The 26,672-nt window shown below is 60.5% G+C and carries 22 protein-coding genes, 4 tRNA genes and 1 pseudogene; 16 read left to right on the plus strand and 11 right to left on the minus strand.

The window, feature by feature from the left end; all coding sequences use genetic code 11:
* The first annotated feature begins 66 nt into the window (after positions 1-66).
* Positions 67-1,773 (plus strand): DEAD/DEAH box helicase, encoded by a 1,707-nt coding sequence (locus PCPL58_RS10765; RefSeq protein WP_170846046.1) that lies wholly within the window; start codon positions 67-69, stop codon positions 1,771-1,773.
* Between the two features lie 90 nt (positions 1,774-1,863).
* Here PCPL58_RS10765 and PCPL58_RS10770 read toward each other — a convergent pair whose 3' ends face one another.
* Positions 1,864-2,631 carry a DODA-type extradiol aromatic ring-opening family dioxygenase gene (locus PCPL58_RS10770; protein WP_003434452.1) on the minus strand — a complete coding sequence of 256 codons (768 nt, stop codon included), beginning with the start codon at positions 2,629-2,631 and terminating at the stop codon, positions 1,864-1,866.
* 101 nt (positions 2,632-2,732) lie between these two features.
* Here PCPL58_RS10770 and PCPL58_RS10775 point away from each other — a divergent pair, with 101 nt between their 5' ends.
* Entirely contained in the window at positions 2,733-3,389 is a 657-nt protein-coding gene (locus PCPL58_RS10775) for a thiopurine S-methyltransferase (RefSeq protein ID WP_065349389.1), read from the plus strand.
* A gap of 396 nt (positions 3,390-3,785) precedes the next feature.
* Here PCPL58_RS10775 and htpX read toward each other — a convergent pair whose 3' ends face one another.
* Both htpX and PCPL58_RS10785 read right to left on the minus strand, forming a co-directional pair.
* Positions 3,786-4,673: a protease HtpX gene (gene htpX, locus PCPL58_RS10780; RefSeq protein ID WP_003369784.1), complete on the minus strand. Its 888-nt coding sequence runs from the start codon at positions 4,671-4,673 to the stop codon at positions 3,786-3,788.
* Positions 4,674-4,938: 265 nt separating this feature from the next.
* A complete protein-coding gene (locus PCPL58_RS10785; protein WP_003314686.1) occupies positions 4,939-6,150 on the minus strand; it encodes a pyridoxal phosphate-dependent aminotransferase in 1,212 nt (403 codons plus the stop codon).
* A 188-nt stretch (positions 6,151-6,338) separates the two neighbouring features.
* Between PCPL58_RS10785 and msrB the strand changes: the two genes are divergently transcribed.
* Together msrB and PCPL58_RS10795 are read left to right on the plus strand one after the other, a co-directional pair.
* On the plus strand, positions 6,339-6,734 hold the full coding sequence (msrB, locus tag PCPL58_RS10790) for a peptide-methionine (R)-S-oxide reductase MsrB (protein ID WP_003434456.1): 396 nt from the start codon (positions 6,339-6,341) through the stop codon (positions 6,732-6,734).
* 57 nt (positions 6,735-6,791) lie between these two features.
* Positions 6,792-7,278: pseudogene (locus tag PCPL58_RS10795) on the plus strand (glutathione peroxidase).
* 4 nt (positions 7,279-7,282) lie between these two features.
* Here PCPL58_RS10795 and PCPL58_RS10800 read toward each other — a convergent pair.
* Positions 7,283-9,634: a hybrid sensor histidine kinase/response regulator gene (locus PCPL58_RS10800; protein WP_003369790.1), complete on the minus strand. Its 2,352-nt coding sequence runs from the start codon at positions 9,632-9,634 to the stop codon at positions 7,283-7,285.
* Between the two features lie 85 nt (positions 9,635-9,719).
* On the opposite strand from PCPL58_RS10800, the gene PCPL58_RS10805 reads away from it, so the two are divergent.
* Together PCPL58_RS10805 and PCPL58_RS10810 are read left to right on the plus strand one after the other, a co-directional pair.
* On the plus strand, positions 9,720-10,610 hold the full coding sequence (locus PCPL58_RS10805) for an ATP-binding protein (RefSeq protein WP_003418057.1): 891 nt from the start codon (positions 9,720-9,722) through the stop codon (positions 10,608-10,610).
* Complete coding sequence (locus tag PCPL58_RS10810) at positions 10,607-11,089, plus strand: GAF domain-containing protein (RefSeq protein ID WP_003369796.1); 483 nt, start codon at positions 10,607-10,609, stop codon at positions 11,087-11,089. The genes PCPL58_RS10805 and PCPL58_RS10810 overlap by 4 nt, the downstream gene beginning before the upstream one ends.
* 53 nt (positions 11,090-11,142) lie before the next feature.
* Here PCPL58_RS10810 and PCPL58_RS10815 read toward each other — a convergent pair whose 3' ends face one another.
* Positions 11,143-11,901, minus strand: a complete 759-nt coding sequence (locus PCPL58_RS10815) for a hypothetical protein (RefSeq protein ID WP_054081671.1) — start codon at positions 11,899-11,901, stop codon at positions 11,143-11,145.
* Between the two features lie 304 nt (positions 11,902-12,205).
* Between PCPL58_RS10815 and PCPL58_RS10820 the strand changes: the two genes are divergently transcribed.
* The 4 genes from PCPL58_RS10820 to PCPL58_RS10835 all read left to right on the plus strand — a co-directional run bounded on the left by PCPL58_RS10820 (position 12,206) and on the right by PCPL58_RS10835 (position 12,615).
* Positions 12,206-12,281, plus strand: a tRNA-Glu gene (locus PCPL58_RS10820).
* Between the two features lie 2 nt (positions 12,282-12,283).
* A tRNA-Gly gene (locus PCPL58_RS10825) sits at positions 12,284-12,359 on the plus strand.
* Between the two features lie 100 nt (positions 12,360-12,459).
* A tRNA-Glu gene (locus PCPL58_RS10830) sits at positions 12,460-12,535 on the plus strand.
* A gap of 4 nt (positions 12,536-12,539) precedes the next feature.
* Positions 12,540-12,615 (plus strand) — tRNA-Gly (locus PCPL58_RS10835).
* Positions 12,616-12,725: 110 nt separating this feature from the next.
* Here PCPL58_RS10835 and PCPL58_RS10840 read toward each other — a convergent pair.
* Positions 12,726-13,454, minus strand: coding sequence for a pirin family protein (locus PCPL58_RS10840; RefSeq protein WP_065349390.1), 729 nt, complete (start codon positions 13,452-13,454; stop codon positions 12,726-12,728).
* Between the two features lie 183 nt (positions 13,455-13,637).
* Between PCPL58_RS10840 and PCPL58_RS10845 the strand changes: the two genes are divergently transcribed.
* From PCPL58_RS10845 to PCPL58_RS10855, 3 genes are all read left to right on the plus strand, one after another.
* Positions 13,638-14,546 carry a LysR family transcriptional regulator gene (locus tag PCPL58_RS10845; RefSeq protein ID WP_065349391.1) on the plus strand — a complete coding sequence of 303 codons (909 nt, stop codon included), beginning with the start codon at positions 13,638-13,640 and terminating at the stop codon, positions 14,544-14,546.
* Between the two features lie 117 nt (positions 14,547-14,663).
* Entirely contained in the window at positions 14,664-15,656 is a 993-nt protein-coding gene (locus tag PCPL58_RS10850) for an ABC transporter substrate-binding protein (protein WP_173926064.1), read from the plus strand.
* A gap of 39 nt (positions 15,657-15,695) precedes the next feature.
* On the plus strand, positions 15,696-17,966 hold the full coding sequence (locus PCPL58_RS10855; protein ID WP_065349393.1) for a molybdopterin guanine dinucleotide-containing S/N-oxide reductase: 2,271 nt from the start codon (positions 15,696-15,698) through the stop codon (positions 17,964-17,966).
* A 6-nt stretch (positions 17,967-17,972) separates the two neighbouring features.
* Here PCPL58_RS10855 and PCPL58_RS10860 read toward each other — a convergent pair whose 3' ends face one another.
* The 4 genes from PCPL58_RS10860 to PCPL58_RS10875 form a co-directional block, all read right to left on the minus strand.
* The gene (locus PCPL58_RS10860) at positions 17,973-19,166 is read right to left on the minus strand and encodes an acyl-CoA dehydrogenase family protein (protein WP_065349394.1); all 1,194 of its coding nucleotides are present in this window, start codon (positions 19,164-19,166) and stop codon (positions 17,973-17,975) included.
* Between the two features lie 21 nt (positions 19,167-19,187).
* Positions 19,188-20,177, minus strand: a complete 990-nt coding sequence (locus PCPL58_RS10865; RefSeq protein ID WP_044309950.1) for an ABC transporter substrate-binding protein — start codon at positions 20,175-20,177, stop codon at positions 19,188-19,190.
* A gap of 86 nt (positions 20,178-20,263) precedes the next feature.
* On the minus strand, positions 20,264-21,847 hold the full coding sequence (locus PCPL58_RS10870; protein ID WP_065349395.1) for a rhodanese-related sulfurtransferase: 1,584 nt from the start codon (positions 21,845-21,847) through the stop codon (positions 20,264-20,266).
* The gene (locus PCPL58_RS10875) at positions 21,844-22,452 is read right to left on the minus strand and encodes a cysteine dioxygenase family protein (RefSeq protein WP_003434491.1); all 609 of its coding nucleotides are present in this window, start codon (positions 22,450-22,452) and stop codon (positions 21,844-21,846) included. Before PCPL58_RS10875 ends, PCPL58_RS10870 begins: the two co-directional genes overlap by 4 nt.
* 207 nt (positions 22,453-22,659) lie before the next feature.
* Between PCPL58_RS10875 and PCPL58_RS10880 the strand changes: the two genes are divergently transcribed.
* Complete coding sequence (locus PCPL58_RS10880; protein ID WP_065349396.1) at positions 22,660-23,565, plus strand: LysR family transcriptional regulator; 906 nt, start codon at positions 22,660-22,662, stop codon at positions 23,563-23,565.
* A 65-nt stretch (positions 23,566-23,630) separates the two neighbouring features.
* Here the strand turns inward: PCPL58_RS10880 and PCPL58_RS10885 are convergent, their stop codons facing one another.
* The gene (locus PCPL58_RS10885; protein WP_003434496.1) at positions 23,631-24,719 is read right to left on the minus strand and encodes an LLM class flavin-dependent oxidoreductase; all 1,089 of its coding nucleotides are present in this window, start codon (positions 24,717-24,719) and stop codon (positions 23,631-23,633) included.
* 257 nt (positions 24,720-24,976) lie between these two features.
* On the opposite strand from PCPL58_RS10885, the gene PCPL58_RS10890 reads away from it, so the two are divergent.
* Together PCPL58_RS10890 and PCPL58_RS10895 are read left to right on the plus strand one after the other, a co-directional pair.
* Positions 24,977-25,834 (plus strand): ABC transporter permease, encoded by an 858-nt coding sequence (locus tag PCPL58_RS10890; RefSeq protein ID WP_065349397.1) that lies wholly within the window; start codon positions 24,977-24,979, stop codon positions 25,832-25,834.
* A gap of 4 nt (positions 25,835-25,838) precedes the next feature.
* Positions 25,839-26,663: an ABC transporter ATP-binding protein gene (locus PCPL58_RS10895; RefSeq protein ID WP_065349398.1), complete on the plus strand. Its 825-nt coding sequence runs from the start codon at positions 25,839-25,841 to the stop codon at positions 26,661-26,663.
* Positions 26,664-26,672: the final 9 nt, after the last annotated feature.

Raw genomic sequence — 26,672 nt, forward strand, 5'->3', positions numbered from 1 at the left:
AAATCCCCGCCGACAAAGCAGCCAGGGTGACCTCAAGGTCGTACACGGCACGCGCAGCTTTGAAGCATGGGTCTTTGCGGATGCACTAGAGGCAGACCCATGACCCAGGAAATCGGCGGCTTCGCCGCTCTCGAACTTCATCCCAATATCGTTGCAGCAGTCGTCGCCACTGGCTACGAAGAGCCTTCGGCCATTCAGCAGCAATCGATCCCGATTATTCTCGCCGGTCACGACATGATTGGTCAGGCGCAAACCGGTACGGGTAAAACCGCCGCGTTCGCACTGCCTATCCTGCATCGTATCGACCCGAGCAAGCGCGAGCCGCAAGCACTGATCCTGGCCCCGACCCGCGAACTGGCACTTCAGGTTGCCACCGCGTTCGAGACCTACGCAAAACAAATGCCGGGCGTGACCGTTGTAGCGGTCTACGGCGGCGCGCCGATGGGCCCTCAGCTCAAGGCTATCCGCAACGGCGCACAAATCGTCGTCGCTACCCCGGGCCGTCTCTGCGACCACCTGCGTCGTGACGAGAAAGTCCTGGCGACCGTGAACCATCTGGTTCTCGACGAAGCGGACGAAATGCTCAAACTGGGCTTCATGGACGACCTCGAAGTCATCTTCAAGGCCATGCCTGAGTCCCGTCAGACCGTACTGTTCTCGGCCACGCTGCCACAGTCGATCCGTGCCATCGCCGAACGCCATCTGCGCGATCCGAAGCACGTCAAGATCCAGACCAAGACCCAGACCGTTACCGCGATCGAGCAGGCTCACCTGCTGGTTCACGCTGACCAGAAGACCTCGGCCGTACTGAGCCTGCTGGAAGTCGAAGACTTCGACGCCCTGATCATGTTCGTCCGCACCAAGCAGGCGACCCTGGATCTGGCCAGCGCCCTTGAAGCCAAAGGCTACAAGGCTGCCGCACTGAACGGCGACATCGCCCAGAACCAGCGCGAGCGCGTTATCGAATCCCTCAAGGATGGCCGTCTGGACATCGTTGTGGCGACCGACGTTGCTGCCCGTGGCCTTGACGTTCCGCGTATTACCCACGTGTTCAACGTGGACATGCCGTACGATCCAGAGTCCTACGTTCACCGTATCGGCCGTACCGGTCGTGCCGGTCGCGAAGGTCGCGCACTGCTGCTGGTGACGCCTCGTGAGCGCCGCATGCTGCAAGTGATCGAGCGTGTTACCGGTCAGAAGGTTGCGGAAGTCCGCCTGCCGGATGCCCAGGCCGTTCTGGATGCACGCATCAAGAAACTGACCAACAGCCTGTCGCCACTGGTCGCTGATGCCGAATCGACTCACGGTGATCTGCTCGATCGTCTGACTGCCGACATCGGCTGCAGCCCTCGTGCCCTTGCCGCTGCACTGCTGCGCAAGGCTACCAACGGTCAGGCACTGACCCTGGCAGCCATCGAGCGCGAGCGTCCACTGGTTCCGAACAACGCCCCGCGCGGTGATCGTCCAGAGCGCAGCAGCGACCGTGGTGATCGTCCTGAGCGTGAGCGTCGTGCGCCGGTTCCATTGGCCGAAGGCCGTGCTCGTTGCCGTACCGCGCTGGGTGCGCGTGATGGTATCGCTGCCAAGAACCTGCTGGGTGCCATTCTCAACGAAGGCGGCCTGGCCCGCGAAGCGATCGGCCGTATCCAGGTTCGTGACAGCTTCAGCCTGGTCGAACTGCCGGAAGATGGTCTTGAGCGTCTGCTGACCAAACTCAAGGACACCCGCGTTGCTGGCAAGCAGCTCAAGCTGCGTCGCTATCGCGAAGACTGATCGGCTCCTGAGCTGATCGGCCAATAAAAAATCCCCGACTGGTTCGGGGATTTTTTTGCTTCGAATTCGGGCGGTCGGATGCTTTCGGGATCAATCGAAGCGGTAGATATCCATCCCTAGCGCGCCCATGGTGAAGCCCTGATAGGCAATGCCGAAGGCACCGCCAGCGCCGCGTGCGAAATACAGCGGTAGCAGGTGTTCGTCACTGGGGTGCGCTCTGGCCGCATGAGGAGCCAGGCTGCGGTAGTCGTGCAGTGCGGCTTCATCGTCGTCTTGTAGCTTGTCGATCATCCAGTCACGAAAGGCTGCAGCCCAGGGCTCGATACTTTCGGGGCCGGCGTTCCAGTCAAGGTCGCGCAGGTTATGCGTGATGCTGCCTGAACCGATGATCAGCACACCCTGTTCACGCAGGCTGGCCAGTGCCCGGCCCACGCGGGTCTGCAATTGCGGCCCCTGGCGGCTGGGCAGCGAAACCTGCACCACCGGAATATCGGCGTCCGGGTACATAAGCGACAACGGCACCCAGACGCCGTGGTCGAAGGGACGTCTGCTGTCGATGCGTGCAGGCAGGTCACTGGCGGCAAGCAGTTCAACCACCTCGCGCGTCAGCTCCGGCAGCCCTTGCGCCGGGTACTGAACTGCAAACAATTCGGGCGGAAAGCCACCGAAGTCATGCCATGTCTCGGGTTGTGGATTGCCGTTGACGATCAGTTCATGACTTTCCCAGTGGGCAGACACCATCACGATGGCGCGAGGCCGCGGCAGGCTGGCAGCCAGTCGCTTCAGGGCCGGGCCGCTTTCGCCGGGTTCCAGCGCCAGCATGGGGGAGCCATGGGAAATAAACAGGCTGGGGAACATTTAAAGCTCCAGAATAGAGGGATGACTCATAGTCGGTCATTTTTATGATCTAAATCTAATATAAGTTCTGGCGCTTTTTTATCGAATTTTCAGGAGGTTTCATGCAGGCGGATTTTTGGCTGCAGCGCTGGGGTGCCGGGCAGATCGGCTTTCACCAGTCAGAGGTGAATAAAGACCTGCAACAATATTGGTCCTCGTTGAATGTTGCGCCAGGAGCGCGGGTTCTGGTGCCGTTATGTGGCAAGAGCCAGGACATGAGCTGGCTGAGGGGGCAGGGGTATCACGTGGTGGGCGCCGAGCTGTCCGAGGCGGCGGTAGAGAGCTATTTCACTGAGCGTAGTGAGCGGCCGCACATTACGTCACATGGCGACTTCAAGGTCTACGCTGCGCCGGGTATCGAAATCTGGTGCGGTGATTTTTTCGCGCTGACTGTGCGCGATATCGGTCATTGCGCGGCGTTTTACGACCGCGCCGCGCTGATCGCCTTGCCAGCGGACATGCGTGAACGCTATGTGCGGCAGCTTGAAGCGCTGATGTCGCAGACGTGCAGTGGTTTGCTGATCACCCTGGAGTACGATCAGACCCTGCTCGAAGGCCCGCCCTTCTCCGTGCCGCACACATGGCTGCACAGGGTCATGTCAGGGAACTGGGAGGTCACCAAGGTTGGTGGGCAGGATACGCTGCACAGCAGTGCCAAGGGGGTGAGGGCCGGATTGGAGCGTATGGATGAGCATGTTTATGTGTTGGAGCGTCTGTAACTCTGAGAGCGCAGGCCTCCCGACTCTCACTTCCGTTGCTGTGCGTTGAGTCAATTCTTGGAGGCAGCACAACGTCATGCCTTGTCCATAGTCACTGCACACAAAAGCGCTTTTTTATCGCGATCGCACTGACGACGCAAATTGCGACGTTAGTGACGGCTGAGTCCTGGCGCTGATCCGGGGGTAACTCGGCAGGATGCCGAGTTACCCCCGGATCAGTGACAGGGCGAAGGAACCCGACGAAGTCGGGCCGGAAACAGGAGCGAGGGGATTTGCCTACTTTGGCCCCATCAAAGTAGGTCGCCGAGGGGCGAAAAGGTGACCTGAGTCGAACCTCATTTCCCCTGACAAAGAAAAACCAGCGTCTCACGCGGAGCGTGGGTGCGACCATCTGATTCAACCGCGGCGGCGCAGGGCCTCGATGCGTTGCTCCAGCGGCGGGTGGCTCATGAACAGGCCGGCGAGGCCTTTCTTGAGGCCGGCGTTGATACCGAAGGCAGTCAGGCTGTCGGGCATGTTCACCGGTACGCCCTGTTCGGAGCGCAGGCGTTGCAGCGCACCGATCATGGCACCCGTACCCGCCAGTCGCGCACCGGCATCGTCAGCGCGGAATTCGCGTTTGCGCGAGAACCACATGACGATGGCGCTGGCCAGAAAGCCCAGTACCAGCTCGGCGAAGATCGTCGTGATGTAGTAAGCGATGCCCTGACCGTTTTCAGTCTTGAAGATCACCTTGTCGACGAAATTACCGATGATGCGGGCGAAGAACATCACGAAGGTGTTCACCACACCCTGCACCAGCGCCAGCGTCACCATGTCGCCGTTGGCAACATGGCCGATTTCGTGTGCCAGTACGGCTTTCACCTCATCCGGCGAAAAGCGCTCGAGCAGGCCCTGGCTGACCGCGACCAGTGCATCGTTCTTGTTCCAGCCCGTGGCGAACGCATTGGCTTCGTACGCCGGGAAAATACCGACTTCCGGCATCTTGATGCCCGCGTCGCGGGACAGTTGTTCCACGGTCTGCAGCAACCATTGCTCATGGCGGGTGCGAGGCTGGCTGATGATCTGAGTACCGGTGCTCATCTTCGCCATCCACTTGGAGATGAACAGCGAGAACAGCGAGCCCGCGAAACCGAACACAGCGCAGAAAACCAGCAGCTGATTGAGGTTCAGATCAACCCCGTTGGCCGCCATGAACCCATTGAAGCCAAAAAGGCTCAGGGTGATGCTGGCAATCAGCACGACCGCAAGGTTAGTGGCCAAAAACAGCAAAATGCGCATCATGGTCGAAACGTTCTCCTCAGGTAAATATGTAACTCGATGCCGGGTATATAAGGTGATGCTTGCTGCTATTCAACAGAGGGACTATTTCAAACTGTGTCCTCTGGTCGCAATCAATGCTAATCCCGCAAGGCTGAACGGCGCCTGAGCCAGAGTGGTCGATGCCTGAAGCGTTTACGGCAGGAGGTTCATACTGTTTCGGGCAGACAGAAATAAACTGCCCCGAGCGGGTCGGGGCAGAGAGGTCAGGCGAGAGGGTTCTGGCTGTTTACTGCCGATAACCCTTCAGGAAATTGCCGATGCGACCAATGGCCTGCTCCAGCTCATCGACGCGGGGCAGGGTCACGACGCGGAAGTGGTCAGGGTACGGCCAATTGAACGCAGTACCCTGAACCACCAGCAGCTTCTCGGAAAGCAGCAGGTCGAGGACGAACTTCTCGTCGTTGAGGATCGGGCAGACCTTCGGGTCAATGCGCGGGAACGCATACAGCGCGCCCATCGGCTTCACGCAGCTGACACCGGGAATGTCGTTGAGCAGTTCCCAGGTGCGGTTGCGCTGTTCCAGCAGGCGGCCAGGAGGAAGAATCAGGTCGTTGATACTCTGATAGCCGCCCAGTGCAGTCTGAATGGCGTGCTGGCTCGGTACGTTGGCACACAGGCGCATGTTGGCCAGAATGTCGATGCCTTCGATGTAGCTCTGCGCGTTGTGTTTCGGCCCGGAAATGGCGATCCAGCCGGAACGGAAGCCCGCAACCCGATACGACTTGGACAGACCGTTGAAGGTCAGGCACAGCAGGTCCGGTGCCAGCGAGGCGGTGCAGATGTGCACTGCGTCGTCATAGAGGATCTTGTCGTAGATTTCGTCGGAGAACACCACCAGATTATGCTGACGAGCCAGCTCCAGCATGCCCAGCAGTACTTCGCGCGAGTACACCGCACCTGTCGGGTTGTTCGGGTTGATGATGACCATCGCCTTGGTGTTCGGGGTGATCTTGGCCTTGATGTCTTCAAGATCCGGCCACCAGTTGGCCTGCTCGTCGCACAGATAATGCACCGGGCTGCCACCGGACAAGGCGACAGCAGCGGTCCACAGCGGATAGTCGGGGGCCGGAACCAGCACTTCGTCGCCATTGTTGAGCAGCGCCTGCATCGACATCACGATCAGCTCGGACACGCCGTTGCCCAGGTAGATGTCTTCGATGCCGACGCCTTCGACCTGCTTCTGCTGGTAATACTGCATTACCGCCTTGCGGGCGCTGAACAGGCCCTTGGAGTCGCTGTAGCCCTGCGCAGTCGGCAAGTTGCGGATCACGTCCTGCAGGATTTCGTCCGGCGCCTCGAAACCAAACGGTGCCGGGTTGCCGATGTTCAGCTTGAGGATGCGATGGCCTTCCTCTTCCAGGCGTTTGGCGTGCTTGAGCACCGGCCCGCGAATGTCATAGCAGACGTTTGCGAGCTTGTTCGATTTGTTGAACTGCATGGTGATGATCCCGAAAATGGACGAGCTGTCGCCGGCTTGCAATGAAGGTCGCTACATTCGCCATGAAAATGGGTTTGTGTACGACAAACGCGGGTGCCAGACTGACGTCTGACCTGGCGCAATGATACGTGCCACCTGATCTGCGGAAAAGGTACAGATCAGGGTTTTTCGAATTCGGAGGTGTACCCGTGGAAAAGTTGCAGAAAACGCTGGAAGAGTGGAAACAGATGCTCGACCCGGAGCAGTACAACGTCTGCCGTCTGAAAGGCACCGAGCGGCCGTTCTCCGGCAAGTACAACGAGACAAAGACCGACGGCATTTATCACTGCATTTGCTGCAATGAGCCGTTGTTTGATTCCACCACCAAGTTCGATTCAGGCTGCGGCTGGCCCAGCTTCTATGCACCGCTCGAGGGCAGTGCGGTGGTCGAGGTTCGCGATATGAGCCACGGCATGATTCGTACCGAAGTGGTCTGCGCCAAATGTGATGCGCACCTGGGCCACGTGTTTCCGGATGGACCGCCACCCACCGGCCTGCGTTATTGCATCAATTCGGTATGCCTGGATCTGGTGCCACGCACCTAGACGCCTTGCAGATTCAGTCACCGCCCTGTTCCAATTTCAGTATCGAGGCCTCCTTTGATGAGTGAAAACCTGCTGAGCATCCCGGTCACGACGATCAAGGGCGAACAGAAAACCCTCGCTGATTTTTCCGGCAAGGCGTTGCTGGTGGTCAATACCGCCAGCAAATGTGGCTTTACCCCTCAATACAAGGGGCTGGAGAAGCTCTGGCAGGACTATCGGGATCAGGGGCTGGTGGTGCTGGGCTTTCCCTGCAACCAGTTCGGCAAGCAGGAGCCAGGCGACGAGGGAGCGATTTCCGGCTTTTGCGAGCTGAACTACGGCGTCAGCTTCCCGCTGTTCAAGAAGATTGATGTGAACGGCGAGCAGGCCCATCCATTGTTCGTGCAACTCATAGCAGCAGGCTCCCGGTTTGCTGGGTACGGAGCGCATCAAGTGGAATTTCACCAAGTTCCTGATTGGCCAGGATGGCCGGCTGGTCAAACGTTTTGCGCCACTGACCAAGCCCGAGGAACTGACGGGAGACATCGAGGCGCTGTTGCGTTGAGCCTTCAGTCTATGCCGGTAATGGGTATCCACTGATCCAGAATGCTGACCAGTTCGGCACGCCGGAACGGCTTGGCCAGATAGTCATTCATGCCCGCCGCCTTGCAGCGCTCGCGTTCATCGGGCATGGCATTGGCGGTAAGGGCGACGATCGGCAGGTTTGGCCAGCGGCCACTGCTGCGGATCTGGCGGCTGGCTTCATAGCCGTCCATGACCGGCATGTTGCAGTCCATCAATACCAGGTCGAAATGGCCCTGCTCCAGCTGTTCCAGGGCTTCGCCGCCGTGGCTGCTGATGATCACTTCGCAACCCAGCTTGCCGAGGATGCCCTTGGCGACCAGTTGATTGACCGGGTTGTCCTCCACCAGTAACACCCGCGCCAGACGTGGCGCAGTGTGTTCGAGCGCCTGTGTGTCCTTGAGGCCCGTTTCTTCCTGGCCCAGTATGCGCCGCAGCGTGTGGTAAAGCGCATTGCGCGCCAATGGCCGGGCCTGCTGTTGCAGCGGGGCCAGGGCGGCGACCTGTTCGCCAGGCATGAAGTTGCCATAGGCGGTCACCAGCAGGATCGGCACGGGCGTGGTGGGGCGAATCGCGAACAGGCACTCGGGGCAATCGGTAATCACCAGGTCCGGGCTGCTGTCGAGATCCACGGCTTCCGGGCGATCGTCGATGCTGCGTCGCTTGAGGTCGACGCCCCAGAACGGCAGCAGACTGCCAAGCAGCTCCACCAGGCCGCTGCCTGCCGAACTGACCACGGTCACCCGGCCTTTGAGCGGGGTCTGAGTGACCGCGGCCACGTGCACCGGCAGCGGCAGTTCGGCGCAGAACTGGCTGCCGAAGCCGGACTGTGACTGGATGCTCAGCGTGCCATTCATGGCCTCGCAGAGGTTATTGGTCAGCGCCAGGCCGAGTCCGGTGCCGCCGTACTGGCGGGTGATGGCGGTTTCAGCCTGGGTGAACGGCTGGAAGATTCGGGTCTGCGCGTCTTGCGCAATGCCAATGCCGGTGTCGCGGACTTCGATGCGCACCCGGTTTTCACCGGAGCTGGCGTCCCGATGGTGAGTCAGACGCACATCCACACGCCCGAAACGGGTGAATTTGAGGGCATTGGACAGCAGGTTGCTGACGATTTGTCGCACCCTGGTCGGATCGCCGGTGACCATGGCCGGGAAGTCCGGCGCGATCAGGCAGGTCAGTTCCACGCTGGGCGCTGCGTTCTGCGACAGCAGGTTGGCGGTGTCCTCGATCAACATCCCCAGGTCAAAAGGAATGCGTTCGATCTCCAGGTGACCGGCATCGAACTTTGACATGTCGAGAATATCGTTGAGCAGCTCGACCAGCACCTTGCCGGAGTCGTGGGCGATCATCAGTTGCTGGCGCTGTTCGGCACTCAGCGGACTGTCCAGCGACAGTGCCAGCATGCCCAGCAGGCCGTTGAGCGGGGTGCGAATCTCATGGCTCATGTGCGCCAGAAACGCAGAGCGCGCGTGAGCCATGTCCAGTGCGGTACTGCGCGCTATCTGCAGTTCTTCATTGGACTCGCGCAGGCGCAGGTTGCTGGCCTTGAGCTCGTTGGTGCGCGCCGAGACGATGTTTTCCAGTTCGTTGAGGTGGTCGGTCAGCCGGTCCTCGGCCGCGCGTCGCCTGGAAAACTCGCTGCTCATGGTTTCAAACTGACGGTTGAACGTCTCGACCAGCACGCCGATTTCATCCTGGGCATGGTAGGGCGGGCAGGTTATTTTCCCCTGGTCAGGGTTGCGCGGATCGCGACTGCTCAATTCGCGGATCACCCTCACCAGTGGCTTGGTCAGGGTCGCGTAAAACAGAATGGTCAGAATCCCGGCCAGCGCCAGGCTGCGGACAAAGCCGTTGAGCAGGGTGATTTCAGCGCGTTGCAGAAAATGGCTGCCGAACGCGAAGGTGTCCACGGTCAGGTACAGTGTGCCGATGGTTTCATTGGGCAGGTGATTGAGGTGCAGCTTTTCCTGAAACTGCCGGCTTTCGCCGAACAGCCAGTCGCTGAACACCCGATAACGCCCGGTGGCCATCGGACGCTCGACGCTGGAGAGCACGGCGTCGTTGTTATCGGTAAGCCTGGCGCTGACCACGGCAGGGGAGCGCAGCAGGCCGAGTGTGAGTTCCTGGGCCAGCTCGGAGTCGATGTTGTAGGCGATGCGCGACGCCGGGTTCTGAATGATTTCCAGCAGTGACTTGATTTCACGATTGATGGAAGCGTCTTCGCTGGCATAATCGATCGCAATCTGAAACAGGCTCAGCAAGGTCCCCAGCACGAAGCCGATCGATACAGCCAGGCGCGCCTGCTTGAACGACAGCCTGTTTTTGAGCGATATATCCATGAGTACTGCCACTTCTGGTGCCCGGTGCCGGCCAAGCATAGCTGATCGGCACCGCTGACTAATCAGTTAAATATAAGGAGATCCCGTGGATTCTCGGTTGGATGCTTTTCTGCAGCGCGCCGACGCCGTGCTGGCCCGACTGGAACCCTTGCTGCCAGCGCTGCGCGAGCCGGTCGACTGGTCGCAGGCACTGGCCGCGCGCTGGGTGCGAGAAGGCCGCAGCGGTTACCTGATGCCTTTGCAGGTGAGCCTGGATACACGCCTGACCGATCTGATCGGCGTCGACCTGCAACGTGATCAGTTGGGGCGCAATACCCGTCAGTTTATCGATGGGCTGCCTGCCAACCATGCCTTGCTGTGGGGGTCGCGCGGTACCGGCAAGTCGTCCTTGATCCGCGCGCTGCTGGCCGAGTACGCCCCGGCCGGCCTGCGTCTGATCGAGATCGAGCGTGATCATCTGGGCGACTTGCCGCGTGTGGTCGAACAACTGCACAAGCTGCCGCAGCGCTTTGTACTGTTCTGCGATGACCTGTCGTTCGAGTCGGGCGAGGGCGATTATCGCGTACTGAAAAGTGTGCTCGACGGCTCGCTGGAGCAGGCACCGGACAACGTGCTGCTGTACGCGACCTCCAACCGTCGTCACCTGGTGCCCGAGAAGGAAAGTGACAACGTTGACTGGAAGCACGTTGACGGCGAACTGCACCCCAGTGAGGCCGTCGAAGACAAGATCGCCTTGTCTGACCGGTTCGGGCTGTGGCTGTCGTTTTATCCGTTCACTCAGGAACATTATCTGAACGTGGTCGAACACTGGATCACGCAATTGGCGCAAAAAGCCGGATTGCAGTGGCAGCGTGACGAAAACCTGGAAAAAGCCGCGATTCGCTGGGCAACCGCGCGCGGCAATCGCAACGGCCGCTGCGCCTATCAATTTGCACGTTACTGGGTAGGACTTGAATTGTTGGAGCAACACACATGATTGATTTGCAAAACACCGGTGCGGGCCTGGACGGCTACGGTCTGTTGGCCGCCCAGCTCGAAGCCCTGCTGGCCGACGAGCGCGATTTCATCGCCAATGCGGCGCAGTTCTCGGCGTTTCTCTATACCCAGCTCGACGATCTGAACTGGGCGGGCTTTTACCTCAATCGCAATGAAGAGCTGGTACTGGGGCCGTTTCAGGGGCAGATCGCCTGCGTGCGCATTCCTTTCGGTCGCGGCGTTTGCGGGGCGGCCGCGCAGAGTCGGCAAACCCAGCGCGTTGAGGACGTTCACGAGTTTCCCGGACACATTGCCTGCGACAGCGCATCGAACAGCGAGTTGGTGGTGCCATTGATCAAGGACGGGCGTCTGATCGGCGTTCTGGACCTGGACAGTCCAAGCGTGGGGCGTTTCAAAGAGGGGGATCAGGCAGGGATCGAGCGTCTCGCGGCTATCTTTCTGGCATCGACCGACTGCTGAGCCAGTCGGCCTGCCGCTGCCGGAGAACAGTTCCGGCAGCGGCGGGGCAGTCATCAATCGTAGATGACTTTCTTCTTCCATTCCGACTCTGTGTCGTCCTGCTTCAGGCCTTCGGTCAGTGCGTTGTCGTCGTCTTCGGTCGGTGCGGTGTTGGTCAGCACTACCGAGTTGGCACGGGCCAGTTGTTTTTCCATCGCCAGCAGCTGCTGTTGATAAGTAACCGGGTCCGGCTGGTTGCGTAAATACTGTACGCCGCGCTCGAACGCCAGACGTGCCTGGCCTGGCTGATCCTGAGAAAGTGCGGTCTGGCCAAGGTTGTTGAAGAACTCGATGTGCAGATTGACCAGAATCGTGCGGATTTCACGGATCCAGTGTTTCGCTTCGCTGGTCTGCAGGAAACCGTCATGTGCAGCGCGCGTCACCTGACCGTGCAGGGCTTCCAGCAGAAAACGCACGTCCTTGGCCTTGGCTTCGGTCTGGATCGGTGTGACCGGGTTGGGTATGTCGATGCCTTCGCCCTTGGCAATCTGCTGTTCCAGTTCGCCGATGCGGTGCTTTAGCTGAGCGTTGCCTTTCTCCATGTTCAGCATGCGCTGTACAACGTTCAGCTCCAGCCGCGTCAGCAACAGCTTCAAGGCGGGTGACATCAGCTGACCCGGGAACACTTCGGTGATCTCGCTGCAGCGACGCAGGCGATCCCCGAGTTCGACCTTGGTGCGAGCCTTCTCCAGTTTGCCGTTTTCAGCGACGTGATTCAGGTAGCCGATCGCGATGAGCAGTGCGATACCTGCTACTACCATCAGCGTGATCATGAGTGGAGTCACTGTGCAAACCTCATTCGTTCAATTAGTTTTAGTGCGAGTGTAGTGGCTAAGCACTACTGCGCATAGATGTCCCTCTCGGAGTTTGTCGGCATCTCTTCTATATAGATTAGGGGAGATTGATCAGCCGGGCGCCTGGCGACAGCCGGTCAGCGTCAGAACGGCATCGAAGTTATTGATTTCAATAAATTTTCACATGGGGGTTGACGACCCCTCAATCCATCCATAGAATGCGCGCCACTTACAGCGTAAAGCACACAGCGTAGCGCAAATAAGTAGTGAATGTTGTACGTGTGTCCCCTTCGTCTAGTGGCCTAGGACACCGCCCTTTCACGGCGGTAACAGGGGTTCGAGTCCCCTAGGGGACGCCATTGCGGGAATAGCTCAGTTGGTAGAGCACGACCTTGCCAAGGTCGGGGTCGCGAGTTCGAGTCTCGTTTCCCGCTCCAATTTTAAGCAGCTTTGCCTTAGGGCAGGGTTGAGTGAAACCAGAACACGTCTTCGGATGATGTCTGGAACTGAAACACACACCATTGTGTTTCAGGCAGTGTCCCCTTCGTCTAGTGGCCTAGGACACCGCCCTTTCACGGCGGTAACAGGGGTTCGAGTCCCCTAGGGGACGCCATATTGCGGGAATAGCTCAGTTGGTAGAGCACGACCTTGCCAAGGTCGGGGTCGCGAGTTCGAGTCTCGTTTCCCGCTCCAAATTCACAAAAACGCCGCTCAACAGAGCGGCGTTTTTGTTTGTGCGTTTTAAGCCAGATGTTTTAACGTTATATAAAGGAACGCCACTCTAAGAGCGGCGTTTTTTCATTTCAGGCTCGAGGCATCTGCGGCAATTCGTTTGCTCTCATGTCGAACACCAACACCTCTGCGTCAACCCCTGCGCTCAGGCTCAGGATCTGTTCGTCGCGTACACGCACGCCATCCCCTTCACCCAGTTGCTCGCCGTTGAGCACCACACTGCCACGGGCAACGTGTACGTAGGCATAGCGGTTGGCTGCCAGCTTCAGGGTCGCGCTTTCATCGCCATCGAACAGACCGGCATACACTCGAGCGTCCTGGCGCACCTTGACCGCACCGTTCTCGCCTTCGGGCGAAATGATCAGTTGCAAGCGGCCGCGTTTCTGCTCCGGGCTGAAATGCCTCTCCTGATAGTCGGGCGCCGCGCCTGCAACATTCGGCACGATCCAGATCTGCAGAAAATGCACGCCCTCGGTCTGCGAATGGTTGAACTCGCTGTGTGCCACACCCGTGCCGGCGCTCATCAACTGCACGTCGCCAGGGCGAATCACCGAGCCAGTGCCCAGTGTATCCTTGTGTTCCAGCGCGCCTTCCAGCACATAGGAAAAGATCTCCATGTCCCGGTGAGGATGCTGACCGAAGCCTTTGCCTGCGCTGACACGGTCGTCGTTGATCACCAGCAGGTCGGAAAAACCCTGTTCCTGCGGATTGCGATAGCCGGCAAAGGAAAAGGTGTGAAAGGATTTCAACCAGCCGTGGTCGGCTGCACCACGATCAGAGGCTTTGCGAAGAGTCAGCATGATTCTTTCTCCATCTATCGACGCTGCACATTCAGCAATCGATCACGTAGGAGCAAGAGTACGGCTTATCGACTGTCGCAATAAGTAGCTGAAATATGAATAACTGTCTCGCTGAGGTTGACAGTACCCAGTGCTGCGTTACGCTCTGCCGAACGCCATTAGCGCTTGATCAGGTCGTAACATATGAACCCTTTCGAAGACATGCGGATGTTCTGCCAGGTGATGGAGTCAGGCAGCCTGACCGCCGCGTCCGACAAGCTGGGCCTCTCAAAGCAGTTTGTCAGTCGGCGCCTGATGCAACTGGAGGAGCGGCTAGGCGTACGCCTGCTCAACCGTTCGACGCGACGTCTGGATGTCACGCCGTTGGGGCAGAGTTACTACGAATCCGCCCTGCGCCTGCTGGCCGAGCTGGAACAGGTGGAGCAGGGCATCGCCGGGCAGAACAACGAACCGCGTGGCACCTTGCGCGTGAGTGCGCCGCTGTCGTTTGCCGTTACGCACCTGGCGTGCCTGCTACCGCTGTTTTTGCAGCGCTATCGCGACGTGGCGGTGGAAGTGGATCTGAGTGATCGTCCGGTGGATGTGATCAGCGAAGGCTACGACGTGGTGCTGCGTATCGGGGTGCTGGAAGATTCCAGTCTGATCGCCCGGCGCATTGCCTCGATCGACCGGGTGTATTGCGCCAGTCCGGCGTACCTGGCCGTGCGCGGCACACCACAAAGGCCCGAAGACCTGCACACCCATGATTGCCTGCCCTATGGCCACAGCCGTCAGGCGCAATGGCGTTTTCAGGGGCACGACAAGCCTTTGACCCTCAATGTCAGCGGGCGCATGCGTGCCAATAATGGCGAGTTGCTGAGGGAATCGGCGATTGCCGGGCTGGGCATCACCTATTTGCCGACCTTCATTGTTGGCGCGGCGTTGCGCGACGGCAGCCTGGTGCGGGTGCTGGACGAGCTGCGCCCCGAGCCCTTGACGCTGTCAGCGGTTTACCCGCAACACCGTCAGGCGTCGCGACCGGTGCAGGCATTCATCGAGTTCCTGCGCGAGCGTCTGGAGTCAGGCATTGAGCTGAATGATCGGCCAGCTTGAAGCAGGCTGGCGGCCGATCTGTTGATGATTAATTTGCATCTTAGGCTAGAACAAAAATGAATTTAGCTAATTTTTGTTCGGGTGTTAGGGTCGTTGCCGATCATTTCGATTTGCCCAATGCCTGTGGAGAACATACCTGTGCCAACGACCCTCGTCCTTTGGAGCCAACGCTTGCTGAAGGGGCTGGCGCTGGGCCTTGTGGCCTCGCTCAATACCCAGGCGGCCAATCTGATCGTCGGCGATCAGAGCTACAGCGCGCGTACCGTGATGGAAGCCGCCGGGGTGCTTGAGAATTTGCCTTACGAACTGGAGTGGAAGCAGTTCACCGCAGGCTCGCCGGTCGCCGAGGCCTTGAACGTCGGCAGCCTGGACATCGGCTTGCTGGGTGATTCGCCTGCGCTCTTCATGGGCGCGCTGGGCGCTCCGATCAAGGTGATCGGAGTGTCACGGCAGAACCTCGACGGCGTTGCCATCGTTGTGCGCAAGGACTCGCCGATCAAGACCGTGGCGGATCTGGCGGGCAAGAAAGTCGCCATCTGGAAAGGTTCGTTCAGCCAGCAACTGATGCTCACTGCACTGGACAAGGCAGGTGTCGCCCGCGATGCCGTTGAATATCGCTACCTCAGCGCACTGGATTCCTCCCACGCGCTGGATGGCGGCTCGGTGGATGCGATTGCCACCTGGGAACCCTATGTGACTCAACAGGAGCGGCAGGGCGCGCGGATTATCGCCACTGCCGAGGGCTTGATTCCTGCGCAAAGCTTCATCGTCGCCAACGATCAGGCGATCAAGGACAAGCGTACTCAGATCAGCGATTTCCTGCAGCGCCTGCAGGCCGCCCGCGCCTGGTCGGTCAGCGATCCGCAGCACAATGAACGCTATGCCAACGCCTGGGCCGCGCTGACCAAGGCCGATGCCGAGGTGGCTCGGCGCTGGTTCTCCCGTGCTCAGGTGGTGGTCGTGCCGATCACTGCACAAGTAGTTGCCGGTGCGCAGCAGACCATCGATTTTTTCAACAACGCGGGGCTCACCAAGCGTTATCCTGCTGCCAGCGTGTTTGACGAGTCGTTCAGTGCAGCGCTGGCCGATCAGACGCAGGCCGCGCGCTGACCGAGCGCCTGCCACTGCGCTTATCCGGGGGCCTTCACCATGAGTTTCACATCACTGCATTGGGGCGCTTATCGTCCACAAGTCGAGGACGGCAAGTTGGCCGGGCTGCTGCCCGCAGAATGGGACAAGGACCCTTCTCCGATAGGCGATTCGGTTGCCGACGCCATTACCTCACCGACCCGCATCAGGCGCCCGGCGATACGCCGCAGTTTTCTTCAGCAGGCCGGTGGACGACCCGATCTGCGTGGTCAGGAGCCGTTTGTCGAGGTCTCCTGGGACGTCGCGCTGGATCTGGTCGCCAGCGAGTTGCAGCGAGTCAGGCACGAACACGGCAATCAGGCTATTTTTGGCGGCAGCTACGGCTGGGGCAGCGCGGGGCGCTTTCATCACGCACAAAGCCAGTTGCATCGCTTCCTCAACTGCATCGGCGGTTATGTGTTCAGCACCGACAGCTACAGCCTGGGTGCCGGGCGGGTGCTGATGCCGCACATCGTCGGCAACATGGACTGGCTGCTGGCGGCGCATACCTCCTGGAAGAACCTGGCCGAGCATTGTGAGCTGTTCGTCGCGTTCGGTGGCTTGCCCGCCAAGAATGCGCAGACCAGCCCCGGCGGTGCCAGCGACCATCTGTTGGGCGACGCGCTGCGACGCATGTCCGACGCGGGCGTGCAGTTTGTCAATGTCAGCCCGCTGCGTGACGATCTGGTTGGCCCGACGCATAACCAGTGGCTGGCGGTACGTCCCGGCGGCGACACGGCGTTGATGATGGCGCTGTCCTGGGTGTTGATCAGCGAAGGGCTGCACAACGAGGATTTCGTCCAGCGCTATACCGTGGGCTATGAGCGTTTTCGCGATTATCTGCTGGGCCACACCGATGGCCAGCCGAAAGACCCGCGCTGGGCCGAGGCGCTGACCGATATTCCTGCGCAGCAGATTGTCGAGCTGGCACGACGCATGGCCAGCAAGCGCACCATGATCAACGTCGCCTATTCATTGCAGCGCTCGATACACGGCGAGCAACCCTTCTGGATGACGGTAACCCTGGCCGCGCTGTTGGGGCAGATCGGTTTGCCCGGTGCCGGTTTCGGCCTGGGGTATGGTTGCATGAACAACACCGGCAGTGGCCGCAAGGCGTTCTCGGGGCCGCGCTTTTCCCAAGGCAGCAACCCGGTCACGGACTTCATTCCGGTCGCGCGGGTGACGGATATGCTGCTCAATCCCGGCACACCCTTCGATTACAACGGACAGCAGCGCGCGTACCCGGACATTCGCCTGGTGTACTGGGCGGGTGGCAATATCTTTCACCACCATCAGGACCTCAATCGGCTGCTGGAGGCGTGGCAGCGGCCGCAAACCATCATCGTTCACGAACAGTTCTGGACCGCTCAGGCGCGCTATGCCGACATCGTACTGCCGGCCACCACTGCTCTGGAGCGCAATGACATCGGCAGTTCGGCCTCCGACCGCTTCATGATCGCCATGCAGCAGGCGATCGAGCCAGTGGGCGAATCGCGTGACGACTACTCGATCCTGGCCGCGCTGTCCGAGCGACTGGGGGTGGCACAGGCGTTTACCGAAGGCCGGGATGCCCAGGAATGGCTGCACTTTATCTACGACGAGTCTCGGCAACGGGCCGAAACGTTCGGCATCACCCTGCCGGAGTTTGAGCAGTTCTGGCGTGAAGGTGTACTGGAAATAGACTACCCGCACACCGACAACATACTGCTCGAATCCTTTCGCCAAGACCCAGACGCGCATCCGTTGCCGACACCGTCCGGGCGCATCGAAATTTTCTCCGAGCGCATCGCAGGCTTTGGCTATGCCGATTGCCCCGGTCACCCGGTGTGGCTGGAGAAGCCTCGGCCAACCCACGCGCTGCACTTGCTGTCCAACCAACCGAAAACCCGTCTGCATAGCCAGTACGACCACGGCAGTTACAGTCGCTCCTCGAAAATTCAGGCGCGCGAGCCGCTGACCCTTAATCCGCTGGATGCTCGCGCACGCGGACTGGTCGATGGCGATGTGGTCAAGGTGTTCAACGAGCGGGGCGCGTTTCTGGCCGGGGTGATCGTCTCGGACGGCATTCGCCCCGGCGTAGTGCAGATTGCCACCGGGGCCTGGTTCGACCCGCTGGTGCACGGCGAACGGGGCAGCCTGGAAAAACACGGCAACCCGAATGTGATCACCGAAGATGTAGGCGCCTCCAGCCTGTCACAGGGCTGTGCAGCGCAGACGGCATCGGTGGACATCGTCAGATGGGACCAGGATCTGCCGCCGGTGACGGCGTTCGAACCGCCGTCACTGCTCTGACAGGTTTTAATGGTCTTTGCTGCGCGCCGCAAAGGCCGCCTTGCCCACGCCCGTCAGTACTGCGTCGTTCTGTGGGGTGTGCACCCGACCGCACAGGACGTTGCGGTAGTGGCGCTGCAACGGGTTGCTGCGTGACAGTCCCGGATTCCCCGAAGCCTCGATGGCCAGCTCTACCGCGCGGATGGCGTTGCCGGTCACCAGGTATTTGATCTGCCCGGCGTGCTGGGCAGGTGTGTGCCCGTGGGCAGCCGATTGCAACAGGCTGCGATTGGCGAACAGCAGGGTATCGATCTGCCCGACGGTTTCCTGAAAGCGCGGCAAGGTCGACAGCGACGCGCCGAGGTTGGAGGGCGTGCGCTGTTCCAGCCAGTGCACCAGCCAGTCGCGGGCGGATTGAGCGATGCCGTCGTAGACCGACGACAGCAGCACCGACATCCACAGCAGGCCCGATCCATCCAGTTCGGATTGTGGGGCGCTCCACGGGCTGACGCTGACGGCGTGATCAAGTGGCACCAGCACGTTGTCGAATCTGACTTCGTGGCTGCTGGAGGCGCGCATGCCCAGATGGTCCCAGTCCTCAATGACGGTGATGCCCGGCGTGTCCTTGTGGACCAGCCAGCTGCCCACCAGCGGGTCATCGTCATCGCTGCGCGCCCACACGGCAAACCAGGTCAGACCGTGGCTGCCGGTGGAGTAGATCTTGCTGCCGCTGATGCGCCAGCCTTGAGCGGTGCGGCGCGCGATGGTGCCTGGCAGGCCACCCCGCGCGGGCGTTCCCAGATCGGGCTCGACGCGCAGAGCGTTGATCAACGCGCCCTCGCGCACGGCTTGTTTGGCCACTTGCACGCGCAGATGGCTTGGCCAGTTGCGGTTCTCCTGCAGCCTTGAATGCTGCAGGTATTGCATGACCAGAATCAGCGCCGTCGACGGCTCTCCCCTGGCCACCGCACTGATCACCTGTTGAGCACGGGGCAAGTCGGCACCGCCGCCGCCCAGTTCGGTCGGAACGGTCAGGCCAAGCAGGCCGTGAGCGTGCAGCAACTGGAAGTTGGCATGGGGAAATTGCGCGCTGATGTCGTATTGCTCGGCGGTTTCGGCCAGTGCTGCGGTCAGTTCCGCCAGCCGTTTGCTGAAGTCCTCGTCGGACTCGGGCGCGTTATGCAACTGGCGCGGGATAGGGCGCAGGGGCGAGAGTGTCATGCGGTGTCCTTGTCGCAGCGTTTATGGGGCGGTGGCCTGCGCGATCTGCGCGCGCGATGCGTTGAAGCTTTTGTCGAAGCCTGTCGAAACGTCGATCCGTTTGCTCAGGATGCCTTCAGCCAGGTAAGTGTCGGCCGTGTTTTGCAGGCCCTGGACAATCTGATCGTCAATCGGCGTACGTTGCATTTTCGTCGCCTTGGCTACCGCCAGATGCACCGCCAGGGGCAGGCCGGTGACTTTCGCCTGGGCCGCCGCGTACTCCTCGGGATGGGCGTTGGACCAATTGAAGGCGCGTTCCACACGCGCAACGAAATCGTCCAGTTGCGCGCGTTTGCCTTCGATGGCCTTGCTGGTTGCGGCAAGGTAGAGGTGGTTGCTCAGCAGCTCGCTGCCGCTGACCAGCACCCGCGCGTCGCTTTGCGTGATGGAGATCGTGGTGTACGGGTCCCAGGTCGCCCAGGCGTCCGCATCGCCACTGTCCAGCAGCAGACGCGATTCACTGGGTAGCAGATTGATGAAAGTGACGTCACTGGTTTTCAGCCCGGCCTCATGCAGGGCGCGGATCGCCAGATAATGGCCGATGGAACCGCGTCCGGTAACGATACGCTTGCCCTTGAGGTCGGCAACGGTCTTGATCGGCGAGTCCTTGGGCACCAGCACAGCGGTGGTGAAGCGGCCCTGGGCATGGGTGATGCTGACCACTTTCAGGGGGGCACCCGCGCCCAGAGCGAATACATAAGGCGCATCACCCAGCGCACCGATATCCACCGCGCCCGCATTCAGTGCCTCTCCCAGCGGGGCTGCCGAGGGGAATTCGGAAAACTGGATCTCGTAAGGCACGTCTTTGAGCTCTCCGGAGACCTGCAGCAGGATTTTCAGCAGCGACTTCTGATTGGCGACCAGCAACGGCGCCTGCTCGGCAGCCAGCACCTGCTGACCTGCCAGCAGGCTGAGCAGTGCGCCCAGCAGCAGGCTTTTAAAGGGGCGGGCGGATTTGAAAAAAGGCAGCATCGAGGTGTTTCTCCATTGAGTTGATTGGTCGTCCAGACACCCATCATTCCTCACGCAGAGCATTGGCACGATGGTCGTTTATCCGCTCAAATCACATAAAACCCGTGTGTGCCGTCACGTCCCAGCTGCTCCACCAGGCCGAATTCCCAGTCCAGATACGCCTGCATGGCTTCGCGCGGTGCGTCGGTGCCTTCGTACGGGCGGCGGTAGCGATCGATGCGTGGCGAGGCCAGTCGGCTTTCGCCGTGTTCCAGCGGCAGACCGGCCTTGATCCAGCTGGCGGTGCCGCCTTCGAGCAGAAACACCGGCTTGTCGGTCAACGCTTCGAGGTCGGCTACGGCAAAGCGCGCCAGACGGCTGCTGCCGCAGGTCAGAACATAACGGTCAGCGGGTGGCAGCTTGCCCAGCGCCTGTTTGAGGTCGGCGCGCAAGGTCCACCAGGCACCGGGAATGTGCTGTTTGACATAGTTGGCGCTGGCGGTGAAATCCAGCACCGCCACGTTGACCTGTGTCTGCCAGTGGGCGAGAGTCTCGACGCTGATCGCCTCCACCTGCGGTGGCGTCGGGAAGGGCGCGTCCCAGTCGCCCTGTTCGCTGAAGTCTGCTGCATCCAGGTCATCGAGCACCGACACGTCCCAACCCAATTGCGCCAGCCAGGACGCCGACATGTTGGCGCGTACGCCGTCGTCGTCCAGCAGAGCGATTCGCGCACCGCGGACGCTGGCGAAATGATCGGTTTCCTGCACCAGTTGCCCGCCCGGTGTAGAGCGCGCGCCGGGCAGGTGGCCTTTGGCAAACTCTTCCGGGGTACGTACATCGAACAGGTAAGTGGTGCGTGAAGCCTCGGCTTGCCAGCGTTGCAAATCAGCACGGCTGGCACGTTTGACGCTGGCGCGATCGGCCACTTTGCGTGCATCGGCACTGGCGGTTTCGCGGGTCTCTTCACTGACGGCCGCAAAGCGCCGGTTCTGGCCATGGTCCAGCGTCTGGCCGGCCAACAGCCAGCCAATCGTGCCATTGCGCAGCGCGTTGATCGGGTTGGGCAGGCCCGCGTTGACCAGCGACTGGGTGCCGATGATGCTGCGCGTGCGACCGGCACAATTGACGATGATTCGAGTAGAGGGATCCGGTGCCAGCTCACGTGCCCGCAGCACCAGTTCGGCGCCTGGTACGCTGATGCCGCCAGGAATGCTCATGGTCTGGTATTCGTCATAGCGCCGGGCATCGAGCACCACCACGTCGGCATTGCTGTCGAGCAGGCGCTTGACCTCTTCTGCGGCCAGCGACGGGGTGGCGCGGTGATGCTCCACCAGCTCGCCAAACGCCTTGCTCGGCACATTCACGTCGATGAACAGTTCGCCGCCAGCCGTGCGCCAGCCCTGCAGGCCGCCGTCGAGCAGCTTCACGTCGCTGTAGCCCAGTGTCTGCAGGCGTTGCAGGGCGACCTGCGCCAAGCCTTCGCCATCGTCGTACAGGGTCACGGCAGTGTCGCGTCGCGGAATGCGGGAGAAAACCTCCAGCTCCAGCTTCGACAGCGGGATGTTCACGGCAAACAGTGGATGAGCCTGGGCAAAGTGGGCCTCTTCGCGGACATCTACCAAGGCCAGCTCCTGGCGGTCCAGCAAGGCCTGGCGAATATCGGCGAATGATCGGGTGGCAGATGTAGTCATGGGGTCGGGCTCCCTGTTGGCTGATCCTGATGGGCAGTGGCTGCGGCGTTCGAATAGCCGGAAATGAACAGTTTTTCGGTGCCGTCGAGGTCATAGACCGCACGCTTCACGGTGCCGATATCGGCGCCGTAAACGTGGATGCTGATCGACACCTGATCGCTGAAGGCGTTGCTGACTTGATGAACATCGTTGCTGTGCGGTGACAGCGCCTCGACCTGGCCGGGTTGCAGGCGAATCGCCGGGCCGCTGGTTTCCAGGCGTCCTTGCGCGTTGCGAAGGTAACCCTGGGAATCTTCCGCGCCGCGCAACATGCCGATCAGCCCCCACACGCGATGGTCGTGAATCGGCGTGCGTTGCCCTGGCCCCCAGACGAAACTGACTACCGAAAAGCGCTGCTGTGGATCGACATGCAGCAAAAATTGCTGGTAGCGATTGGCATCGGGTACGGCGAACTCTTCTGCCAGCCAGTCATCGTGGCTGACCAGTTGCGCCAGCAGCTTGCCGCCGCGGCGCAACAGATCGCCTTCGTGCGGTTCGCTGCCAAGCAGTTCGGTGAGTGCATCGATAAAGGCCCCGAGTCGTTCCGGGTGTCGGTTCTGAGTCATGTCCATTTCCAGATCAAGGTCGGGCAATGGTTTGATATAAGCATAATATGGATATTTAATATGCTATTTTTTAATGATTAGGTTATAACGAAAACGTCTTTTACTTCTTGGTGGTAATCCGCGAAATCTACGCTCGGGCTATCCATGAGCGCCTGCTGGTACTATGCTTTTTGCCTATGTTTAATCTCTTTTTTATGTGCGGTCCGAATGAAAATTGATGATATCGATGCGTTCGTTGCAGTCATCCGCTGCCAGTCGATCAGCCACGCCGCTGAATCGCTGGACCTGACCCAGCCCGCCATCACGCGCCGGGTGCAGAATTTCGAGCAAGCCCTCGGGGTCGAGCTGTTCGACCGCAATACCAAGCCGCTCAAGCCGACTCCGATGGGTATTCAGGTGTACCAGAAGTGCCTGGCGATCCTGCGCGAGATGGATTCGTTGCGCGAGCTGGTGGCCAGTGACACGCCGCCCAGCGGTCTGCTGCGTCTGGGCGTGCCACAAACCATCGGTGACGTGGTGCTGCTCGATGCGCTCAAGCAGTTGCGTGGGGAATTTCCCGATCTGCGTGCTCAGGTCAGCACCGGTTGGGGCAGCCACCTGATCGGCAAGATCGAAAACGGCGAGCTGGATGCGGCGGCTGCGCTGTTTCCGGCGGGCAAGATATTTCCGGACAACATCATTGGTCAGTCGATTGGCAAGATGGAGCTGGTGGTGGTCTGCGCCAAGGGCCTGGTGCCGAAAAAGCCCGGCAAGCTGGCAGACTGTTATGCGCAGGGCTGGGTGCTGAATCCGGACGGCTGCGGTTTTCGTGCAGGCTTGCAGCGCACGCTGACCGATCAGGGCTTGAGCATGAAGGTCAATCTGGAAACTTTCGGCACCGAGCTGCAACTGGGGCTGGTGGCCGACGGCATGGGGCTTGGCCTGGTGCCCAGGCCGTTGCTGGAACGCAGCGCGCATCGCGAGCAGTTGGTGGCGCTGCCGCTCAAGGACTTCAAACCGGTAATGGACTTGTGGCTGTTCTACCCGCGCTTCCTGGGTAACCTGCAAGCGCCGGTCGAAGCCTTTGGCGCACTGGTGGCCCGGTCGCTCAAGCCTGTCTCGGCCGCCGCCTGAACACCGCATCGCGGGCAGGCGGTCTGGCGCTGGGCGTCAGACCGGCCCGCAGGGTATGGGTTGAATCAGGCGACCTGTTCACGAGCCTGCTGTTCACGCTGCGCCACCAATGCGCGAGTCAGCGGGATCAGCTTCTTGCCGTAGTCGATGGCATCTTCCAATGGATCGAAGCCGCGAATCAGGAAAGTGGTAATGCCCAGGTCGTAGTAATCCAGCAGCGCTTCAGCGACCTGTTCCGGGGTACCGACCAGCGAGGTCGAATTGCCCTGGGCGCCGAGCAGGCCGGCAATGCCTGTCCACAGGCGCTTGTCCAGGCGCGATCCTTGTGCTGCGGCGGCCAGCAGACGGCGTGATCCTTCATTCGGTGGTTCGCGACGTACGAAGCCGTTGCGGTCTGCCAGGGCCTTGGCCTTTTCCAGAATGCTGTCGGCGCGTGCCCAGGCCTGTTCCTCGGTCTCGGCCAGAATCGGACGCAATGACAGGCTGAAACGAATGGTCCGCCCATGTCTGGCGGCTTCGGCGCGAACCTGTTTCACCACGTCACGGACCTGTTCATACGTCTCGCCCCACAACGCATAGACATCGGCGTGTTTACCGGCCACAGCAATTGCCGCTGCCGAGGAACCGCCGAAGTACAGAGGGATATGTGGCTGCTGCGGGGATTTGACCAGTGAGTGCGCACCCTCGAACTGATAGTAGGTGCCGTTATGATCGAACGGCTTGTCGCTGGTCCATTCCTGACGCACCACGCTGAGGTACTCGTCGCTGCGTGCGTAGCGTTCGTCCTTGCCGATGTGGCTGCCGTCGGCACGCAGTTCCTTGTCGTCACCGCCGGTGATGATATGCACGGCAGTGCGGCCGCCATTGAACACGTCCAGCGTCGCGAACTGCCGTGCCGCCACTGTAGGGGCGATGAAGCCCGGGCGATGGGCGACCAGGAACTTCAGTCTGGTAGTGACGCTGGCGGCATGCGCTGCGACCAGCGTGCTGTCCGGGCTGTTGGAGTGGTAGGCGATCAGTGCGCGATCAAAACCGGCATCTTCATGAGCCTTGGCCACGGTCTTCACGTAGTCGGGCTGGATGGTCGCGCCGCTGCGCGGGTGGATTTCAGAACCGGGTTGCGTGGCGATATAGCCAATGAATTCGATGCTCATGAAAACTCCTGCCAATGGTTGAGGTCCGTTCGACCTTGTCGAGAGGCACCATAAAGGCAAGGAGCAGACGCTGTGAAATTCGATTTCGGTCTAAGTTAATTATAAAAAATATGCATTATCGTATAGGTTGGTGATCAAATATTTTAACTATTAGCTTAGTTCTAAATCGAATTTCACGTGACGTTCTTATGCTCATAACATGGCCTTCATAATGCATCGGGTCCGCCTTGCCCGATTTGTCCAGGAAGGATGTACCCATGTCTGACACAACACTCATCCCCGCGGAACCCGGTTTTCTGGTGGTCAATAAACCTGCACAGGGCCGCGCCTCGCAACCGGGTCGCCCGCGCTGGCAAGTGCCGGGCTCTGTCTTGCGCCTACTCAGCCCGCTGGCGCTGATGCTGCTCTGGGAGCTGGCCTCACAAACCGGGCTGCTGCCAGTCCGCGTGATTGCCGCGCCGTCGCAGATCGGCGGTACGCTCTGGTCGATGATCGTCTCGGGCGAACTGGCTCACCACTTGTGGGTTTCATTGCAACGGGCGCTGTTGGGCTTGAGCATCGGCGTCAGTATTGGCGTGGTGGCTGCGCTGGTGACCGGGCTTTCCCGACGCGGCGAAATCGTTCTCGACTCGCCCATGCAGATGATGCGCACCATTCCCTCGCTGGCACTGGTGCCACTGTTCATCCTCTGGTTCGGCATTGGCGAGTTCACCAAAGTGGCGCTGATCGTCATGGGCACCACCTTTCCGGTGTACCTGAACCTGTTCTCCGGCATCCGCAATATCGACCCGAAACTGATCGAGGCTGCCAACACGCTCGGGCTGAGCCGCCGCGAGCTGATCTGGCACGTCATCCTGCCCGGCTCGTTGCCTGCGTTTTTTGTCGGGCTGCGTTATTCACTGGGGATTTCGTGGCTGGCCCTGGTCTTTGTCGAGCAAATCAACACCACCGCTGGCATCGGTTATCTGGCCAGCGATGCGCGGGACTTCATGCGCACTGATGTAATCGTTATCTGTCTGTTGATCTACAGCGTCCTTGGCCTGGTGATCGACGGCATCATTCGCACGCTGGAGCGCTATGCGCTGGCCTGGCGACCGACCTTCGTGAGGCATTGAAAACATGGCGACTCTCGATTTGCGCAACACTTCAACTGTCGCGCCCGAGGCAGGGCAGGCACCTGTGCAACTGCGCAACGTGGTGCGTCAGTTTGGCCGGCAACGGGTCATCGACGGGCTGAATCTGGACATTGCTCCAGGTGAATTTGTCGCCTTGCTCGGCGCCAGTGGCTCTGGCAAGACCACCTTGCTGCGCACCCTGGCCGGGCTGGACGAGATCGACAGTGGCGAACTGCGTGTGCCGGTGGCGCGGGCGGCGGTGTTTCAGGAGCCGCGCCTGATGCCGTGGAAAAGCGCATGGAAAAACGTGGTTCTCGGCCTGCGCATCAACGATGCCAAGGCTCGGGCCGAAGCGGCCTTGACCGAAGTTGGCCTGGCGCATCGGCTGAATGCCTTTCCGGCCACCTTGTCCGGTGGCGAAGCGCAGCGTGTGGCGCTGGCCCGGGGGCTGGTCCGTGAGCCAAAACTGTTGCTGCTCGACGAGCCTTTCGCTGCACTCGATGCCTTGACGCGCATTCGCATGCATCAGCTGATCATCGACCTGTGGCGCAAGCACACCCCGGCGGTGCTGTTGGTGACGCACGATGTCGATGAGGCGATCCTGCTCGCGGACCGTGTCATCGTGCTGGCCGATGGCAGGATTGCCGATGACATTCGCGTCGACCTGCCGCGCCAGCGTGACAGCGGGCAGGCCGGGTTCCAGCTGATTCGCAGCCGCTTGCTGGGCTTGCTGGGCGTCAAGGTGCGCGCGGCTGCCGATACTGCTCCGCAAGCGCCGGAACAGGACGTGTCCCTCAGTGCGCTGCGTCGCTTCGCCAACGCTCGTTGATTCGGCGCA

The sequence above is a fragment of the Pseudomonas cerasi genome (assembly GCF_900074915.1).
GTDB lineage: Bacteria > Pseudomonadota > Gammaproteobacteria > Pseudomonadales > Pseudomonadaceae > Aquipseudomonas > Aquipseudomonas cerasi.

Excerpts from the sequence above, each read along its gene's own strand:
- PCPL58_RS10765 (WP_170846046.1), top strand. The coding sequence starts at position 67 with ATGGGTCTTTGCGGATGCACTAGAGGCAGACCCATGACCCAGGAAATC.
- PCPL58_RS10770 (WP_003434452.1), bottom strand. The coding sequence starts at position 2,631 with ATGTTCCCCAGCCTGTTTATTTCCCATGGCTCCCCCATGCTGGCGCTG.
- PCPL58_RS10775 (WP_065349389.1), top strand. The coding sequence starts at position 2,733 with ATGCAGGCGGATTTTTGGCTGCAGCGCTGGGGTGCCGGGCAGATCGGC.
- htpX (WP_003369784.1), bottom strand. The coding sequence starts at position 4,673 with ATGATGCGCATTTTGCTGTTTTTGGCCACTAACCTTGCGGTCGTGCTG.
- PCPL58_RS10785 (WP_003314686.1), bottom strand. The coding sequence starts at position 6,150 with ATGCAGTTCAACAAATCGAACAAGCTCGCAAACGTCTGCTATGACATT.
- PCPL58_RS10800 (WP_003369790.1), bottom strand. The coding sequence starts at position 9,634 with ATGGATATATCGCTCAAAAACAGGCTGTCGTTCAAGCAGGCGCGCCTG.
- PCPL58_RS10810 (WP_003369796.1), top strand. The coding sequence starts at position 10,607 with ATGATTGATTTGCAAAACACCGGTGCGGGCCTGGACGGCTACGGTCTG.
- PCPL58_RS10815 (WP_054081671.1), bottom strand. The coding sequence starts at position 11,901 with ATGATCACGCTGATGGTAGTAGCAGGTATCGCACTGCTCATCGCGATC.
- PCPL58_RS10840 (WP_065349390.1), bottom strand. The coding sequence starts at position 13,454 with ATGCTGACTCTTCGCAAAGCCTCTGATCGTGGTGCAGCCGACCACGGC.
- PCPL58_RS10845 (WP_065349391.1), top strand. The coding sequence starts at position 13,638 with ATGAACCCTTTCGAAGACATGCGGATGTTCTGCCAGGTGATGGAGTCA.
- PCPL58_RS10850 (WP_173926064.1), top strand. The coding sequence starts at position 14,664 with ATGCCTGTGGAGAACATACCTGTGCCAACGACCCTCGTCCTTTGGAGC.
- PCPL58_RS10855 (WP_065349393.1), top strand. The coding sequence starts at position 15,696 with ATGAGTTTCACATCACTGCATTGGGGCGCTTATCGTCCACAAGTCGAG.
- PCPL58_RS10860 (WP_065349394.1), bottom strand. The coding sequence starts at position 19,166 with ATGACACTCTCGCCCCTGCGCCCTATCCCGCGCCAGTTGCATAACGCG.
- PCPL58_RS10865 (WP_044309950.1), bottom strand. The coding sequence starts at position 20,177 with ATGCTGCCTTTTTTCAAATCCGCCCGCCCCTTTAAAAGCCTGCTGCTG.
- PCPL58_RS10870 (WP_065349395.1), bottom strand. The coding sequence starts at position 21,847 with ATGACTACATCTGCCACCCGATCATTCGCCGATATTCGCCAGGCCTTG.
- PCPL58_RS10875 (WP_003434491.1), bottom strand. The coding sequence starts at position 22,452 with ATGACTCAGAACCGACACCCGGAACGACTCGGGGCCTTTATCGATGCA.
- PCPL58_RS10880 (WP_065349396.1), top strand. The coding sequence starts at position 22,660 with ATGAAAATTGATGATATCGATGCGTTCGTTGCAGTCATCCGCTGCCAG.
- PCPL58_RS10885 (WP_003434496.1), bottom strand. The coding sequence starts at position 24,719 with ATGAGCATCGAATTCATTGGCTATATCGCCACGCAACCCGGTTCTGAA.
- PCPL58_RS10890 (WP_065349397.1), top strand. The coding sequence starts at position 24,977 with ATGTCTGACACAACACTCATCCCCGCGGAACCCGGTTTTCTGGTGGTC.
- PCPL58_RS10895 (WP_065349398.1), top strand. The coding sequence starts at position 25,839 with ATGGCGACTCTCGATTTGCGCAACACTTCAACTGTCGCGCCCGAGGCA.